This is a genomic window from Clostridium folliculivorans, from assembly GCF_024341905.1.
Taxonomy (GTDB): domain Bacteria; phylum Bacillota; class Clostridia; order Clostridiales; family Clostridiaceae; genus Clostridium_AR; species Clostridium_AR folliculivorans.
In genome coordinates, this window is the sequence record NZ_BQXY01000002.1 from 257,123 (window position 1) to 273,432 (window position 16,310).

Here is a 16,310-nt window from a genome sequence, read left to right on the forward strand (position 1 = left end):
CTATGGCTTTAATTTTGCTTTTTTTTCATTTTTATAATGATTCATAAATTTTCTTTAGTAATAATGCGTCATTTTCTAATATAGGACTTTCACAAATGATACATCCTTTTACATTAAAGTTCACAAATGCTTTTAAGCAAGCCTTATAGTTAAAATCACTTTCTTCAAATGGTAAGTGATTTTTTTCACCTTTAATTGTGTATGCAATTCCTGAAAGGTGTATATGCATATCTTTGATTGCTTCATCACCAAGCTCAGTTCCTATTAAATCTAGGACTTTAGCAAAATCATCATAGTCCTTTAATATACCATTACCTCGTGCATGAACATGTGAAAAGTCAACACATATTTTACATGTTGGTACTTCTTTACAAAGTCTTACAAGCTCATCATAAGAACCGAATTGAGTAGGTTTTCCTGTTGTCTCTAATCTAAAATCTACTCCCTCATATGATAAATTTTCGAGTTCTTGCTTTATATTATTAAAAGCCTCTTCATTGGTAGAATCTAAATAATATCCTGGATGAAACACAAGGCTTCTTCCTCCTACTTTTTTTAATGCATTTGCGCCATTTTCTATTCTTTCCTTTGACTTCTCTCGTTTCTCTTCCTCTATTGCATTTAAGTTTATAAAATAAGATCCGTGAGCAGATAAATAAAAGTTCTTTTCATTTTTTATATCCAAAATAGATTGTCTATTTTTTTCAGTTACGTTAATTGAACGTACAAAAGGTAGTTCCATTGCATCTAGTCCTATTGAATGAAGGTAATCTATTCCAGTCTTGTAAGTGAATTTATTTTTACCATCGCCAATGGGCAAACCTGAAATTCCGAATAATAATTTTTCCATGTTAGTAATCCTTTCGTTTCAACATAAGAGCAGTTAATTTAGATAAGCGAACTCAATAAATAATATTTAATAAAAACTGTTTAGATAGAACATGATGACGATGTAAATATCTAAACGAGTACAACTATAGATTATCCTAAATTTTTAAAAAATATCTTATTGATTTGGACGTACCACTTCGTATCTAAATTAATATTTTTAAATTCTCTCACCAAAAGCCGTGAGAGTTTTAAAAAAGATTTCGGTTCGAAGTGATACATCTCTACATACGATGTATCCTCTCTTATAAATATATATTTTTAGTATATCAAAACCAAATGAACCCCTGCAAATTATTTTCCAGGAAATGTAAAACAATAATAGTTATTGAAATCCTTACTGTTATTTATTAGAATGGATTATTAGAGGTGATAATTATGGAAGAAAGACTTCAAAAGTTTATGGCTAGATGCGGAGTTGCATCCAGAAGAAAGTGTGAGGAACTTATACTTTCAGGAATAGTAAGTGTAAATGATATAATTATAAAGGAATTAGGAACAAAAATTGATTGTGATAAAGATATAGTAAAAGTTTCCGGTAAGGAAATAAGACCTGAGGAGAAAAAAAGATATATAATGCTTAATAAGCCTGAAGGATACATTTCCTCAGTAAAAGACGAACACGATAGACAAACAGTAATTGATTTGATTGGAATACAGGAAAGAATATTTCCTATAGGAAGACTTGATTTTGATAGTTCGGGTCTATTGCTACTTACTAATGATGGTGAAATATACAACAAACTTATTCATCCAAGACAAAAAATAGCTAAGACGTATATTGCTATTGTAAACGGAATGTTTTCAAAGGATGATATACGCAGATTTGAAAATGGTATAGATATAGGTGGATATATAACTGCTGATGCGAAAATAGAAGTTCTTGAAATTCAAGAAGATCGTTCAAAGATTAGACTTCAAATTCATGAAGGTAAGAATAGGCAGATCAGAAAAATGTGTGCAGCTTTAAATCATGAAGTTCTAGAACTAACTAGGGTAAGTATTGGTGAAATAAAACTTGGAACCTTAGAAAAAGGCAATTTTAGAGAACTAACTGAAGCTGAGTTAAATTACATAAAATCTCTATAGGAGTGATTGAATGTTTAAGTATGTTGGAGATATAAGCAGCATTACCCACTATATAGTGAGTAATTTTGTGAATGAAAGATTTATTGCTATTGATGCAACTTTAGGCAATGGTTATGATTCAGACTTCTTAAGTGATAACTTTAAAAAAGTATATGCTTTTGATATTCAAGAAGAAGCTATTAATAATTATAAGTTAAAACAAAGAGATAATGTAGAACTTATATTGGATTCTCATGAATACATAGAAAAATATGTAACTCAAACGGTTAATTGTGTCATGTTTAACCTCGGATTTTTACCTGGTGGCTCAAAAGAGATTACTACACTTACTGATTCAACACTTAAATGTTTAAATGCATCAATTAATCTTTTATCCTCTGGAGGTATAATAACTATTGCGTTATATAACGGACATAATGAAGGAAAAAAAGAAAGCTCAGAAGTAATAAATTTTGCAAGAAATCTTGATAAAAAGTTCTTCGGTGTAATGCATCATAAATATCTAAATCGCACTAATTGCCCACCAGAACTAGTTGTTATAGAAAAGAAATAAGTTTCTATAATATTGAATATCTTCATATTTGATGATAAAATGAAATAAATATTGCATTTTATCATCGGCAATGGAAGAAGGGATAGCTAGTATGAGTATCAACGATAATCACGATTTAATGAGATTAATACAAATAAAATTTCCACGTTTAAGTAAAGGTCAAAAACTGATTGCTGAATACATACTTAAATATTATGATAAAGCAGCATTTATGACTGCTGCAAAATTAGGAATTAGCGTAGGGGTTAGTGAGTCAACAGTTGTTAGATTTGCAAATGAATTAGGATTCAGTGGCTATCCAAAGCTGCAAAAAGCTCTTCAAGAACTTATAAAAAATAAGTTGACATCGGTTCAAAGGTTGCAGCTTTCTAATGACTATATAAGTGAAGAAAATGCTCTTAAAGGTGTTTTAAAAGCTGATATGGAAAATATAAGAGCAACTTTAGAAAAAACAAATCATAAAACCTTTGAAGATGTTGTTCATAATATTTTTACTGCCAAAAGAATTTATATAATTGGTCTTAGAAGTTCATCTGCTTTAGCAGAATTCTTAGGTTTCTACTTAAACTTAATATTAGATAATGTTAAGATAATAGGTAATGGTATAAGCGATGTTTTCGAAGAGATGATTAATATTGGAGATGGTGATTTAGTAATTGGGATAGGATTTCCAAGGTATGCTGTAAAAACTATAGATGCACTTGAATTTGCACAATCTAGAAACGCTAAGGTTGTTGCAATAACAGATAGCTTACTTTCACCATTAGCTTCACAGGCTGATTATACTTTAATAGCACAAAGTAATATGGCTTCTTTTGTTGATTCTCTTGTAGCACCTCTAAGCATTATAAATGCACTAATAATAGCGGTTGGAATGAGAGAAAAGGAAAAAATATCCAAGACTTTTGCTGATCTTGAAAGCCTTTGGAAAGAATATCATGTATATTCATACAACAAAAGTGGTAATGAATCTAGATAAAGAGGCATAGTAGCCTCTTTTTACTGTATAGGAAGGTCGCTTCAGCGACTTTTTTACTGTAAACGAAAATATAAAATTTTTATGTCTATTGAACTTAGATATTTTAATGTTTTTAGAAGCTTTTTATTGCGATACAGTAAAAAAACAAAAAAATAAATGAACTATTTTTATAGAAGGAGTAATGCACATGAGTAAGGTTATTGTTATCGGAGCTGGACCAGCAGGAATGATGGCAGCTATTTCTGCTGCTAAAAATAATCAAGTTATTTTATTAGAAGGTAATAATAGATTAGGTAAAAAGCTTTTTATTACTGGAAAAGGTAGATGTAACGTTACTAACGCTAAAGATATCAGTGATTTCTTCGATATGATTCCTGGTAATCCACATTTTTTATATAGTTCCTTATATACTTTTACAAATGAAGATACTATGAATTTTTTTCAAAAACTTGGAGTTAAGCTAAAGATTGAAAGAGGAAACAGAGTGTTTCCTGAATCAGATAAATCCTCAGATATAATAAGCGGTCTTAGCAGGGCTTTAGATGAAGCTAATGTCAGAGTAATGCTTAATTCTAAGGTTAGTAAGATACTAACTGAAGGAGATATTATAAAGGCAGTTGTTTTGGCTGATGGTAAAGTACTAGAAGGTGATAGTTTTATTTTGTGTACTGGTGGAAAATCATATCCGCTTACAGGTTCTACTGGAGAAGGGTTTAACTTTGCAAGAAAATTAGGGCATAAGATTATTGATCCAAAACCATCTTTGGTTCCAATAGAAATTAGAGAGGACTGGGTAAAGGAATTGCAAGGACTTTCGCTTAAAAACATTGAATTTACTATAAGTAATGGGAAAAAGGTGTTATTCAAAGATTTTGGCGAGATGATTTTTACACATTTCGGTATATCTGGACCGGTGGTACTTAGTGGTAGTAGATTCGTTAAAAGTGATGGTATTACATATACTGCATCTTTGGATTTAAAGCCAGCCTTAGACGACAAGGAATTAGATTTAAGGATACAGAAAGATTTTCAAAAGTATATAAATAAAGATTTTAAAAATTCATTGGTTGATTTATTGCCAAAGAGGCTTATTGAAACAATAATTCATTTGAGTGAGATCTCTGGTGATAAAAAGGTAAATGAAATAACTAAGGAAGAACGAAAGAAACTTGTAAATCTTCTAAAGAATTTCAGTTTTACAGTTAAAGGTCTAAGACCCATTGAAGAGGCTATTGTTACAGCTGGTGGCGTAGATACAAAAGAAATAGATCCATCTACTATGAGATCAAAGATAGTTTCAAATTTATTCTTTGCTGGAGAAGTAATTGATGTTGATGCATTTACTGGTGGATATAATGTTCAAATTGCACTTTCAACTGGTTATATAGCAGGAACTCATATAAATGATTAGATAAAAACGTTTTTTTATATACCAGAAAAGGTATTTATTGAATTTCATAAAATGTGGTATAATCAGAAAGAAAACTACATAAAGAGAGGACGATTTAATTGAGATTATCAGTTGCTATTGATGGCCCAGCTGGTGCAGGTAAAAGCACAATAGCTAAAATTGTGGCTAAAAGATATAACTTAATGTATATAAACACTGGCTCTATGTATAGAGCTGTTACATATAAAGCTTTAGAAAAGGATATACCTCCTGAAAACATTGAGGCTTTATGCAATTTAATAGAGACTATGGAAATGCATTTTGAAAATGATGAATTATATCTTAACGGTGTAAATATAAATGATCAGTTGACTATACCTAACATTAGTAAGAATGTTTCTGCTTACGCATCAATCAAGGAAGTAAGAACTAGACTCGTAACGCTTCAAAGAGATATGTCTAAAAAGTATGACGTAATTATGGATGGTAGAGATATTGGTACTGTAGTTTTAAAGGATGCCTCTTTTAAATTCTTCTTAACAGCTAGTCCTGAAGAAAGAGCAACTAGGAGATATGAAGAACTAAAAGCTAAAGGTCTGGAAGTAGATTACAGTAATATCTTGAAGGATATAATTCAAAGAGACTATTTAGATAGTAACAGAGAAGTTGACCCTCTATCCAAGGCGGATGATGCATTGGAAGTAGATACTACTGGAATAAATATAGATCAGGTTGTTAGTAAAATTTGCGAGTATATAAATAATGGATTAGAACTTAGTATGAGGTAAAAATATGAGGGAAATATTATTAGCTGAAAGTGCTGGATTTTGTTTTGGAGTTAAAAGAGCTGTTGATGAAACTTTAAAAGTTCAAAAGCAATATAATAAGAAAATTTTTACGATAGGGCCTTTAATACATAATAACGATGTAGTAAAAATGTTAGAAAATAATAATATTTTTGCTATTGATATCAATGATATTGATTCCTTAGCGAATGATGATGTAGTTGTAATTCGTTCACATGGTGTTCCAAAAGCTTTAGTTGATAAATTAAATGATAAAGGCTTAACTGTAGTAAACGCTACGTGCCCATACGTTACTAATATTCAGAAGAAAGTAAATAAATATCATGATGAAGGATACAATATTATCATAGTAGGTGATAAAGATCATCCTGAAGTTGTTGGAATCAACGGATGGTGTAATAACGAAGCTATGGTAACAAAAAGTGGTGAATTCAATGATGATATCCCAGGAAAGATTTGTATAGTTTCTCAAACAACAGAGAAAAAATCTAATTGGGATAAGGCATTAAATGTAGTTAATGAGAAAAGCACTGATGTTCTTGCATTTAATACCATTTGTTCAGCTACGGATGTAAGGCAAAGAAGTGCTGAAGAAATATCAAAAAAGGTTGATGCAATGATTGTTATTGGCGGAAAAAATAGTTCGAATACAACAAAGTTATTTCAAATATGCAGAAATAACTGTGAAAATACTATTCACATAGAAAACATAGAAGAACTGCCTGAAGAACTGATAAATGATAATTCTATCCGCGCCATAGGTGTAACCGCAGGTGCCTCTACACCTGACTGGATAATTAAGGAGGTTATTGATAAAATGACTATGAATAACAGCGAATATAATGAACAACTAGAATTGATGGAGAAATCTACAAAAAAGATACATGTGGGTGAAATATTAAATGGCGAAATTTTATCAATAGTTAAAAACGAGTTAATTGTTGCTATTGATGGATATAAAGCTGACGGTGTAATCCCTAATTCAGAAATTTCAGTTAATGACGGTGTTAGGTCAAAGCTATCAGAACATTTTAAAGTTGGAGAATTAGTAGATGCTAAAGTTTTAAGGCTACAAAATGAAGAAGGTTATGTTGTTTTATCAAGAATTGAATTAGAAAAAGAAAAAGCCTTTGATGAAACCTTGGAAGCTTTCAAAAACGGAAGTATAGTAACTGTAAAAGTAACTGAAGTAGTGAACGGTGGAGTAGTTGCAACTTTTAAAGGGCTTAGGGTATTTATTCCTGCATCTCAATTAGATATAAGATATACCGGGGAATTTAATAATTTTGTTGGTAAGGACATAGAAGTTAAATTTATTGAAGTTGAAAAGGAAAGACATGTAAGAATAGTTGCATCAAGAAGAGTATTGTTAGAACAAGAAAAACATCAACGTGAGCAAGACGCTCTTAACTCATTAAATGTAGGTGATGTGGTTGAAGGTACAGTTAGAAGATTTACTAATTTTGGGGCTTTCGTTGAAGTAAATGGTATTGATGGTTTAGTTCATATATCTGAAATTTCTTGGGGCAAAATAAATAATCCTTCAGATGTATTAAAAGTTGGTGAAAAAATTAAAGCAAAGGTTATAGCTTTAAATATTGAAAATAAAAAAGTATCTCTTAGCATTAAAGCATTAGTTCAAGACCCTTGGATGGATATTGAAGAGAAATATCCTGAAGGAAGCATAGTTTTAGGTAAGGTAGCTAGACTTAATGATTTTGGTGCTTTCCTTGAATTAGAACCTGGAGTTGATGGATTAGCACATATATCAAAAATATCCTTCAACAAAATAAATCATCCTTCAGAAGTATTAAAGGCAGGAGAGTTAGTTAAAGCTAGAATAATAAAAGTTGAGAAAGACAATAAGCGTATTGGTTTAAGCATTAAAGATGTATAACCTAAAAGCAGCAGATAATTCTGTTGCTTTTTTCAGCGATTTTTTTACTGTGTAGGAAAGTAATATAATAGTTAGTTGATTTATTTTACGAACAATATTAAAATATTATTAGGTAAATAATGTAAAGGACATAATGGTATGATTAAAATTAAGAGACTATGTTTTGATAAAAATAGACTAATTAACTTATTTGAAAGGTCCAAAAGCTTCAATTCCTTCAATAATAGTTTTATTAAATTCTATAAATCTAAACCACCAATCATAAGATTACTTTTGCTAAGGAATATAAGATTTATATATTTAAACAAAAAAGTTGTAGGCTACTTTTGGTTTGAAAAGATATATGAAAAAACTTATTCGATAAAAGATTTTGTAGTAAATACTAGAGCTGATTTATCAAAAGCCTTAGAAGAAAGTACAGTGAAAAACGGTTTCTTCTCCAAGGGTCTCTTTATATATGAGTGCGAAGATAATTCTTTAAGTAATATTATATTAACTACACTGGGTTTTAAAAAATCTGGTGAAACATTGCTTATGGAAAAATCTATAGAAGATAAATATATAGAAAACGTGCCATCTAATATAACATTTAGATTTATGGAAAATAATAAAGATGAGAACTTAAGGTGCAACTTACAAAACAACATCTTTGAAGATGACAGCAGAATTCCTTTAACAATAGATGATATATATTATGATCAGTGTCAAGACTATTATTTAGAAAATGCATCGATATTTATAAAAGATTATGATGAATGTGTAGGTTATGGGCAAATAATACTCAATAATGATAGTTTTTTTATTGTTAATTTAGGTATTGTAAAAGAACAAAGAGGGAAGGGTTTTAGTACATATCTACTTAATTATTTGATAAAGGTTTGCTATGATAGAGGTATAAAAAAAATCTATATTAGAGTCGATCAGCAGAATGCAATTGCTAAAAAGCTTTACTTAAACAATGGGTTCAAGTTTGTAAACATGGTGAGCATTTGGGAGCAATAAAGTAGCAACATTACTACCTTATTGCTCATTTTCTTAGAATAGGGATTCTGTTGGAACATAGGATGACTTAGTGTATAATACACTGTCAGTTAAATGACTTCTGTAATACGCTCTGTCACCTATGTTTCTTGAGTCATTTTCTTTATTTAAGTCTGTTTCCTTAGAGGTGTCATTTGTTTCTTGATTTTTCTTTAAATCATACATAAAAAATCCCTCCTTATTTATTATTCCAATAAGCAGGGATTTTATTTATTCAACTAACTTTCTTTATAATATTCTTTTAAAAGTTTTGATAATCTTTTAATACCTTCCACTATTTTATCCTCAGGCATATTTGAATAATTTAGTCTCAAATAATTATTATGTCCTCCGTTAGCAAAAAAAGAACTTCCAGGAACAAAAGCCACATTAAATTTTAATGCCTCTTCTAGTAGCCTTACCGTATCTATATTCTCCCTTAATTCTAACCAAGTAAATAATCCACCCTTAGATCTAGTATATTTTATTTCTTTAGGCAAAAATTCATCCATACAATCAAACATTAGATCTCTTCTTTTTCTATATACGCTTTTAATTCTTTCTATATGCTCATCTAAATTATAGCTATTTAGATAATAAGCAATTATTCTTTGATCTAATGAACTGCATTGAAGGTCAGAACTTTGTTTTAGAGTTACATATTTATAAATTACTTTTTCATCACCAAAAATCCAACCAAGCCTTAATCCAGGGCAAAAGGTTTTTGAAAAAGTGCCAAAATATATAACATATCCATCTGTATCAAAGCTTTTTATAGGAGGAAGTTTTTCGCCTTCAAGTACAAGTTCACCATATGGGCTATCTTCTAACACTGGCACTTTATATTTATTTGCAATATCAGCAAGTTGTTTTCTTCTTTCTAAAGACATAGTTATTCCTGAAGGGTTGTGAAAGTCTGGTATGGTATATATAAATTTTGCGTTTGGATACAGTTTTAATTTTTCTTCTAACTCTTCAATTATCATACCATCCTTATCCATTGAAACTTCTACAAATTGTGCTTCATAAACTCTAAAAGCGTTTATAGCACCAAGGTAACTTGGCTTTTCTACTATAATTACGTCATCTTTATCAATAAATAACTTTCCGGTAAAATCTAGACCTTGTTGAGAACCACTAGTTATTAAAATATTATCAATGGTTCCTGTGATTCCAAAAGGATTGAGTCTTTGTTCAAGAATGGCTTTTCTTAATGGGTTGTATCCCTCGGTAGTACCATATTGAAGTGCTTCATTTCCTTCGTTATTAATCACCTCTGCAGTTAATTTTATTATTTCTTCTTTGGGAAATAATTCAGGTGCTGGTAGCCCTCCAGCAAAAGAAATAATTTCTGGATTCTCAATCAGTTTTAAAATCTCCCTTATTTCAGAAGTTTTAATGTTACTCGCGCGTTTCGAGAATTTCATAAATGTTATGCCCCCAATTCAATATTAATTAATTAAGATAATTTAATTATCTATTATTATCGGTTAAAATAGAAAAAGAAGTCAATAAGTTTTAGTTAATTTGTATTGTAAGACCTAAATTAATTATTTTTTCCACAATATATGTAATTAAATTAGTGAAACTTATATATAAACACTTTAAAAATCTTCACAAATTCAGTATAATATTAAAGAATTGAATAATTGGAGGAATAAAATAGTGAGTAACGTAATGGATAAATATTATATAGAAACATGGGGCTGTCAGATGAATGAAGAAGATTCTGAGAAGCTTTCAGGTATGCTTAAAAGAATTGGATACGAACGTACTGAAGAAAAAGAAGAGGCCTCAATAATAATCTTTAATACCTGTTGTGTTAGAGAAAATGCTGAAAATAAAGTATTTGGTAACTTAGGTGCTCTTAAGGCTTTAAAAGCAAAGAAACCAGAACTTATAATTGCTATATGCGGATGTATGATGCAACAAAAGGATATGGCAGATACAGTTCTTAGTAAGTTCCCTTATGTAGATATTATATTTGGAACACATAATGCTTATAAATTCCCTGAATATTTAAATACAGTAAAACAACAAGGCGTTCAGGTTAAGGAAATTGTTAATAAAGAAGAACAAATAGTAGAAGGCATTCCGATAGATAGAAAAAGTGATATAAAAGCTTTTGTTACAATAATGTATGGATGCAATAACTTCTGTACTTACTGTGTAGTACCATATGTAAGAGGACGTGAAAGAAGCAGAAAGCCAGAAGATATTGAAAAAGAAATAAAGGAACTAGTAGCAGCAGGATATAAAGAAATAACTCTACTGGGTCAAAATGTAAATTCTTACGGTAATGGCTTAGAAGAAGAGCTTACTTTTGCTGGTCTTTTAAGAAGAATAAATGAAATAGATGGACTTGAAAGAGTAAGATTTATGACTTCACATCCAAAGGATCTTACTGAAGATGTTATAATGGCCATAAAAGAATGTGATAAGCTTTGTGAGCAAATACATCTTCCTGTTCAAAGTGGTTCTTCTAGAGTTCTTAAAGAAATGAATAGAAGTTATACTAAAGAACAATACATCGAATTAGTTAGAATGATAAAAAAGGAAATACCAGATGTTGCTATTTCTACAGATATAATTATTGGTTTCCCTGGAGAAACAGAGGAAGACTTTAATGATACTTTGGATTTAGTGAAAGAAGTAGAATATGATTCAGCCTTCACTTTTATATACTCTAGAAGAAAGTATACTCCAGCTGACAGAATGGAAAACCAAATATCAGATGAAGTAAAACATGCAAGATTTAATAAATTAGTAGATGCAGTAAATGAAATTATTGCAAAGAAGAACTCTACTTATGAAGGAAAGACTGTTGAAGTTCTAGTTGAAGGCACAAGTAAAAATGATGAAAACAGACTTATGGGAAGAACTAGAAATGGTAAACTTGTTAATTTTGACGGCTGCAAGGAAAGCGTAGGAAAGCTTGTAAATGTTAAAATAACAAGAGCACAATCATTCTCTCTTGTAGGTGAAGAAGTATAAAGCTCTTATTATAAGAGCTTTTTCGTTTAAGGAGGTTTAACTATGGGATTAACTCCAATGATGCAGCAATACATGGAGATAAAAGAAAATTATAAGGATTGCATTCTTTTTTTCAGATTAGGGGATTTCTATGAAATGTTCTTTGAAGATGCTGAGGTTGCAGCCAAGGAATTAGAGCTTGTTCTTACAGGCAGAGACTGTGGACTTGAAAGTAGAGCTCCTATGTGCGGTATACCCTATCATGCTTCAAATTCATATATAGGAAGACTTATTTCTAAAGGTTTCAAGGTAGCGATATGTGAACAAGTTGAAGATCCAGCACTAGCAAAAGGATTAGTTAAAAGAGATGTTATTAAGATAATTACTCCTGGTACATATAGCGACTCAAATTACATAGACGAATCTAAGAACAATTATATAATGTGCATATTTGTGGATCCTTCAAGAAACACTGTAGGATTAAGTACGACCGATATTTCTACTGGTGATTTTTTGACTACAAGCTTTCAATATAATGAAAATATTATTTTAGATGAGATATCAAAATTCTCTCCTAAGGAGATAATATTAAATATACTAGAAGATACAAGTTTAATATCTTCTATATCAGATAGCTGTAATGCTCTAATCACAAGAAAGCCTGTAAATTATTTTGAAGAGGATACAACTGATCTATTGTCTTCTCAATTTGGTGATGAAAAGAAAAAACTAGATTCATTCTCTTTATATAGCTCTATAGGTTTAATTAAATATGTTATTGATGCCCAGAAGATAGCTTTGAGCAACTTGAATAGAATTGATACCTACTCAATAGTAGATTTTATGACTATAGATACCAATTCAAGAAGAAATCTCGAGCTTACAGAAAATATTAGAGAGAAGACAAAAAAAGGCTCTCTTTTATGGGTATTAGATAAGACCTCCACAGCTATGGGAAGTAGAGAAATTAGAAGATGGATAGACCAGCCTCTAATAGTAAAGTCATTAATTGAAGATAGGCTAAGTGGAGTAGAGGAATTACACAACAATTTATATCTAATGGAACAGCTAAAAGAAACATTAAAGGATATATACGATATAGAGAGAATCACTGGTAAAATAGCTAACTTCAATGTAAATGCTAAAGACATGATATCTTTAAAAGTATCACTTCAAAAGATACCAAATTTAAAGCAATTACTAAAAGATTGTAACTCATCAATGCTTACAAAATTCTATGATAGCATAGATGAATTAGAAGATGTTAGTGAGTTACTTGATATTTCAATTGCTGATGAACCTTCTCTTTCTGTAAAGGAAGGAAACATAATAAAAAGTGGTTATTCAATAGAAGTTGATGAGCTAAGGCAAGCAAAAATTCATGGTAGAGAGTGGATTGCTGCTTTGGAAAATCAAGAGAGAGATTTTACTGGCATTAGATCTCTAAAGGTTGGCTATAACAAGGTCTTTGGATATTATATAGAAATATCTAAGGCAAATTATTCATCTATTCCGGAAGGAAGATATATAAGAAAACAAACCTTAGCTAATGCTGAAAGATTTGTTACTCAAGAGCTTAAAGAAATGGAAGAAAAAATTCTTGGAGCTGAAGAAAAATTAACAAGTTTAGAATACAGTATTTTCGTTGAAATAAGGGATAAAATTGAAGCAGAAATAGATAGAATGAAACACACTGCAAAAATAATAGCTGAGCTGGATTGTTTATGTTCCTTAGCTAATGTAGCTATTAACAACAATTACGTAAAGCCACTTATTAATGAAGATGATGTAATAGATATTAAAGACGGAAGACATCCAGTTGTAGAACAGGTGATTTCTAAAGGTGAATTTATATCTAATAACACAAAATTAGATGTTAATGATGAACAGCTACTGATTATAACTGGACCTAATATGGCAGGTAAATCTACCTATATGAGACAGGTAGCCTTAATTACCTTGATGGCTCAAATAGGCTCATTTGTTCCAGCATCTTATGCCAATATATCTGTATGTGATAAGATCTTTACAAGAATCGGAGCATCTGATGATTTAGCTGGTGGAAAGAGTACCTTCATGGTAGAGATGTGGGAAGTTGCAAATATCTTAAATAACGCCACTAGAAAAAGTTTGGTGTTATTAGATGAAGTAGGAAGAGGTACTAGTACTTATGATGGTTTAAGCATAGCATGGTCAGTAATAGAGTACATGACAAAAGATGATAGCTTAAAATGCAAAACATTATTTGCTACTCATTATCATGAACTTACTAGATTAGAAAAAGATATTAAAGGTGTTAAGAATTTTTCAGTTGCAGTTAAGGAAGTAAACAACACAATAATATTCCTTAGAAAGATAGTTGAAGGTGGAGCCGATCAATCCTATGGTATTGAAGTTGCAAAACTTGCAGGCTTACCAAATAAGGTTATAGATAGAGCTAAAGAAATACTATCTTCTCTTGAAGATAATAAAATTCACGACAAACTTGACGGGGTAGCTGCAAGTAACAATGATACGTCTAAAAGTGATGAATCAGAAGTAGCTGTAGATACAATTAAAGATACTGCTAACTCACATATTAAAACTGGTAAAAACAAAAAACAAAAAGAAGATTTCTTTGAACCGCAGATGCAATTGAACTTTACTGATATAGAAAAAGAAACCTTGTTAAAATCAATAGCTTCAATGGATATTATGTCAATGACACCACTTGAAACAATGAATAAATTGTATGATTTGGTGAAAAGAGCTAAGGAGCTATTATAGGTGGTGATAATTTGAAAAGAATTAATCTACTAGATACTAATACTTCAAATAAAATAGCTGCTGGAGAAGTTGTCGAAAGGCCTTCTTCAGTGGTTAAAGAGTTGATTGAGAACAGTATAGATGCTAAAGCTAAGAAGATAGTCCTAGAGATAGAAAATGGCGGAGAAAGTCTTATAAAGGTTACTGATGATGGTAATGGAATACACCCAGATGACATTGAGAAAGCATTTATGCCTCATGCTACTAGTAAAATACAATCAATTGAAGATGTTTATAATATAAACACCTTAGGTTTTAGAGGTGAAGCGCTTCCAAGTATTGCTTCAATATCTCATATAAACATAAAATCTAAGAGCACAGAATTTGATACTGGTAGAATGCTTCAAATTGAAGGTGGAATAACAGTTATAAATGAAGAAGTAAGTATGCCAAATGGAACTCAAATCGAAGTGAAAGATTTGTTTTTCAACGTTCCTGCTAGAAAAAAGTTTCTAAAATCTCAATCTAGAGAAGCTGCTTTGATAAATGAGATAATAAGTAGAATAGCAATAGCTAATCCTGATATAGCTATTGAATATCATAACAATGGGAAAAAAGTATTTAATACATATGGAAATGGCAACATGCTAGATGCTATCAGAACAATATTTGGCAAGAATATAGTAGATAACCTTATATACTTTGAAGGACATACAGATACTTCTTCTGCTTATGGATATATAGGTAAAGAAGAAATAAGCAGAGGTTCTCGTAATAATCAAATTCTTTTTGTAAATAAGCGTTATGTAAAAAACAGATTAGCTACTGTAGCTGTTGAAAACGCTTTTAAATCCTTCAGTACAGTGAATAAGTTTCCGTTTTTTATTTTACTTATTGATATTTACCCTGAGCTTATAGATGTTAATATTCATCCTCAAAAAGCAGAAATAAAGTTTAAAGATGATAGAAGTATATATAAGATTGCTTTTGATAGTGTTCATAAAGCATTAAAAGATGATGTTTTTGAATCTTTTAGATTGCCTGAAGAACAAGCGCAAGAGGAAAAGGTAGAAAATATTCCTCTAGATTTAGATTTTCATAATTTTGATAAAGTTTATCATCCATATGTAAATACTCAAAATGATTATATAGTTAAAGAAAATGATGATGAATCTACTTATGAGGATAAGCAGAAAGTTGTAGACTTACCGATTGATTTAAAGCCTATTTCATTTACTAAGGAAGAGGTAACAGATAATAACCAAATTACTGACACTGGTAACAGAGCTTCAGACGCAAATAAATCTTATATTGAAAATAACCAGGTTATTGAAACTGATAGCTCAGTTAAGAATAATTATAAAGCCGTAGAAGAAAAGGGTAATGCTAAAATACCTAACCTTAGAATTATAGGCCAGTTTAACAAAACCTATATAATAGGTGAGTACGACGATACCATGTACTTAATTGATCAGCATGCTGCACATGAAAAAATCCTTTTTGAAAAATATCTAAAGGATATAGAAAACTCTCATATACAAGTACAAAGCTTACTGGTACCTTGTGTAATAAATTTAATAATGGACGACTATGAGATTATTTTAGAAAATAAATCAATATTTGAAAAAGCAGGTTTTCTTATCGAGGATTTTGGAGATAATAGTATATTGTTAAAGGAAGTTCCTTACTTTTTAGATAAACTAAACCCTAAAAGTTTGCTTCTAGATATTATTGACAATTTAAAAAATCTCGGTTCTGGTAAGACTAGTGAAGTAAAGTACAACAGAATCGCTACTATGGCCTGCAAGGCTGCTGTAAAAGCACATGATTTGTTAAGTACCGAAGAGATGTATGAACTACTAAATACTCTTAGATTCATCGATGATCCGTTTCATTGCCCGCATGGAAGGCCTACAATAATTAAATTAACGCTTAATGAATTAGAAAAGAAATTTAGAAGGATACAATAA

General features: G+C 30.6%; 13 protein-coding genes. 10 read left to right on the forward strand and 3 right to left on the reverse strand.

Features of this window, described 5'->3' with window-relative positions; genetic code table 11:
- Positions 1 to 31: 31 nt before the first annotated feature.
- Entirely contained in the window at positions 32 to 850 is an 819-nt protein-coding gene (locus OCU55_RS07540) for a TIM barrel protein (protein WP_261851712.1), read from the reverse strand.
- A 416-nt stretch (positions 851 to 1,266) separates the two neighbouring features.
- Here OCU55_RS07540 and OCU55_RS07545 point away from each other — a divergent pair, with 416 nt between their 5' ends.
- From OCU55_RS07545 to OCU55_RS07575, 7 genes are all read left to right on the forward strand, one after another.
- Complete coding sequence (locus tag OCU55_RS07545; RefSeq protein WP_261851713.1) at positions 1,267 to 1,977, forward strand: pseudouridine synthase; 711 nt, start codon at positions 1,267 to 1,269, stop codon at positions 1,975 to 1,977.
- Between the two features lie 10 nt (positions 1,978 to 1,987).
- Positions 1,988 to 2,530 carry a tRNA 5-(aminomethyl)-2-thiouridylate-methyltransferase MnmM gene (gene mnmM / locus OCU55_RS07550; protein ID WP_261851714.1) on the forward strand — a complete coding sequence of 181 codons (543 nt, stop codon included), beginning with the start codon at positions 1,988 to 1,990 and terminating at the stop codon, positions 2,528 to 2,530.
- A gap of 91 nt (positions 2,531 to 2,621) precedes the next feature.
- Positions 2,622 to 3,509: a MurR/RpiR family transcriptional regulator gene (locus tag OCU55_RS07555; protein ID WP_183277354.1), complete on the forward strand. Its 888-nt coding sequence runs from the start codon at positions 2,622 to 2,624 to the stop codon at positions 3,507 to 3,509.
- A gap of 187 nt (positions 3,510 to 3,696) precedes the next feature.
- Positions 3,697 to 4,920, forward strand: coding sequence for a BaiN/RdsA family NAD(P)/FAD-dependent oxidoreductase (locus OCU55_RS07560; protein WP_261851715.1), 1,224 nt, complete (start codon positions 3,697 to 3,699; stop codon positions 4,918 to 4,920).
- Between the two features lie 98 nt (positions 4,921 to 5,018).
- Positions 5,019 to 5,687: a (d)CMP kinase gene (gene cmk, locus OCU55_RS07565; protein WP_261851716.1), complete on the forward strand. Its 669-nt coding sequence runs from the start codon at positions 5,019 to 5,021 to the stop codon at positions 5,685 to 5,687.
- 4 nt (positions 5,688 to 5,691) lie between these two features.
- Positions 5,692 to 7,602, forward strand: coding sequence for a bifunctional 4-hydroxy-3-methylbut-2-enyl diphosphate reductase/30S ribosomal protein S1 (locus OCU55_RS07570; protein ID WP_261851717.1), 1,911 nt, complete (start codon positions 5,692 to 5,694; stop codon positions 7,600 to 7,602).
- Between the two features lie 138 nt (positions 7,603 to 7,740).
- Positions 7,741 to 8,604: a GNAT family N-acetyltransferase gene (locus OCU55_RS07575; protein ID WP_261851718.1), complete on the forward strand. Its 864-nt coding sequence runs from the start codon at positions 7,741 to 7,743 to the stop codon at positions 8,602 to 8,604.
- Positions 8,605 to 8,637: 33 nt separating this feature from the next.
- Here OCU55_RS07575 and OCU55_RS07580 read toward each other — a convergent pair whose 3' ends face one another.
- Both OCU55_RS07580 and OCU55_RS07585 read right to left on the reverse strand, forming a co-directional pair.
- Positions 8,638 to 8,808, reverse strand: coding sequence for a hypothetical protein (locus OCU55_RS07580; protein ID WP_261851719.1), 171 nt, complete (start codon positions 8,806 to 8,808; stop codon positions 8,638 to 8,640).
- A gap of 53 nt (positions 8,809 to 8,861) precedes the next feature.
- A complete protein-coding gene (locus OCU55_RS07585) occupies positions 8,862 to 10,049 on the reverse strand; it encodes an aminotransferase-like domain-containing protein (RefSeq protein WP_261851720.1) in 1,188 nt (395 codons plus the stop codon).
- A 250-nt stretch (positions 10,050 to 10,299) separates the two neighbouring features.
- Here OCU55_RS07585 and miaB point away from each other — a divergent pair, with 250 nt between their 5' ends.
- The 3 genes from miaB to mutL are packed head-to-tail and all read left to right on the forward strand — an operon-like array spanning position 10,300 to position 16,310.
- The gene (gene miaB / locus OCU55_RS07590; RefSeq protein WP_261852198.1) at positions 10,300 to 11,616 is read left to right on the forward strand and encodes a tRNA (N6-isopentenyl adenosine(37)-C2)-methylthiotransferase MiaB; all 1,317 of its coding nucleotides are present in this window, start codon (positions 10,300 to 10,302) and stop codon (positions 11,614 to 11,616) included.
- 42 nt (positions 11,617 to 11,658) lie between these two features.
- A complete protein-coding gene (mutS, locus tag OCU55_RS07595; protein ID WP_261851721.1) occupies positions 11,659 to 14,361 on the forward strand; it encodes a DNA mismatch repair protein MutS in 2,703 nt (900 codons plus the stop codon).
- Between the two features lie 11 nt (positions 14,362 to 14,372).
- The gene (gene mutL / locus OCU55_RS07600; protein ID WP_261851722.1) at positions 14,373 to 16,310 is read left to right on the forward strand and encodes a DNA mismatch repair endonuclease MutL; all 1,938 of its coding nucleotides are present in this window, start codon (positions 14,373 to 14,375) and stop codon (positions 16,308 to 16,310) included.

What these genes read in the sequence shown, in the direction of transcription:
- OCU55_RS07540 (WP_261851712.1), bottom strand. Translation starts at nt 850, where the DNA reads ATGGAAAAATTATTATTCGGAATTTCAGGTTTGCCCATTGGCGATGGT.
- OCU55_RS07545 (WP_261851713.1), top strand. Translation starts at nt 1,267, where the DNA reads ATGGAAGAAAGACTTCAAAAGTTTATGGCTAGATGCGGAGTTGCATCC.
- mnmM (WP_261851714.1), top strand. Translation starts at nt 1,988, where the DNA reads ATGTTTAAGTATGTTGGAGATATAAGCAGCATTACCCACTATATAGTG.
- OCU55_RS07555 (WP_183277354.1), top strand. Translation starts at nt 2,622, where the DNA reads ATGAGTATCAACGATAATCACGATTTAATGAGATTAATACAAATAAAA.
- OCU55_RS07560 (WP_261851715.1), top strand. Translation starts at nt 3,697, where the DNA reads ATGAGTAAGGTTATTGTTATCGGAGCTGGACCAGCAGGAATGATGGCA.
- OCU55_RS07570 (WP_261851717.1), top strand. Translation starts at nt 5,692, where the DNA reads ATGAGGGAAATATTATTAGCTGAAAGTGCTGGATTTTGTTTTGGAGTT.
- OCU55_RS07575 (WP_261851718.1), top strand. Translation starts at nt 7,741, where the DNA reads ATGATTAAAATTAAGAGACTATGTTTTGATAAAAATAGACTAATTAAC.
- OCU55_RS07580 (WP_261851719.1), bottom strand. Translation starts at nt 8,808, where the DNA reads ATGTATGATTTAAAGAAAAATCAAGAAACAAATGACACCTCTAAGGAA.
- OCU55_RS07585 (WP_261851720.1), bottom strand. Translation starts at nt 10,049, where the DNA reads ATGAAATTCTCGAAACGCGCGAGTAACATTAAAACTTCTGAAATAAGG.
- miaB (WP_261852198.1), top strand. Translation starts at nt 10,300, where the DNA reads ATGGATAAATATTATATAGAAACATGGGGCTGTCAGATGAATGAAGAA.
- mutS (WP_261851721.1), top strand. Translation starts at nt 11,659, where the DNA reads ATGGGATTAACTCCAATGATGCAGCAATACATGGAGATAAAAGAAAAT.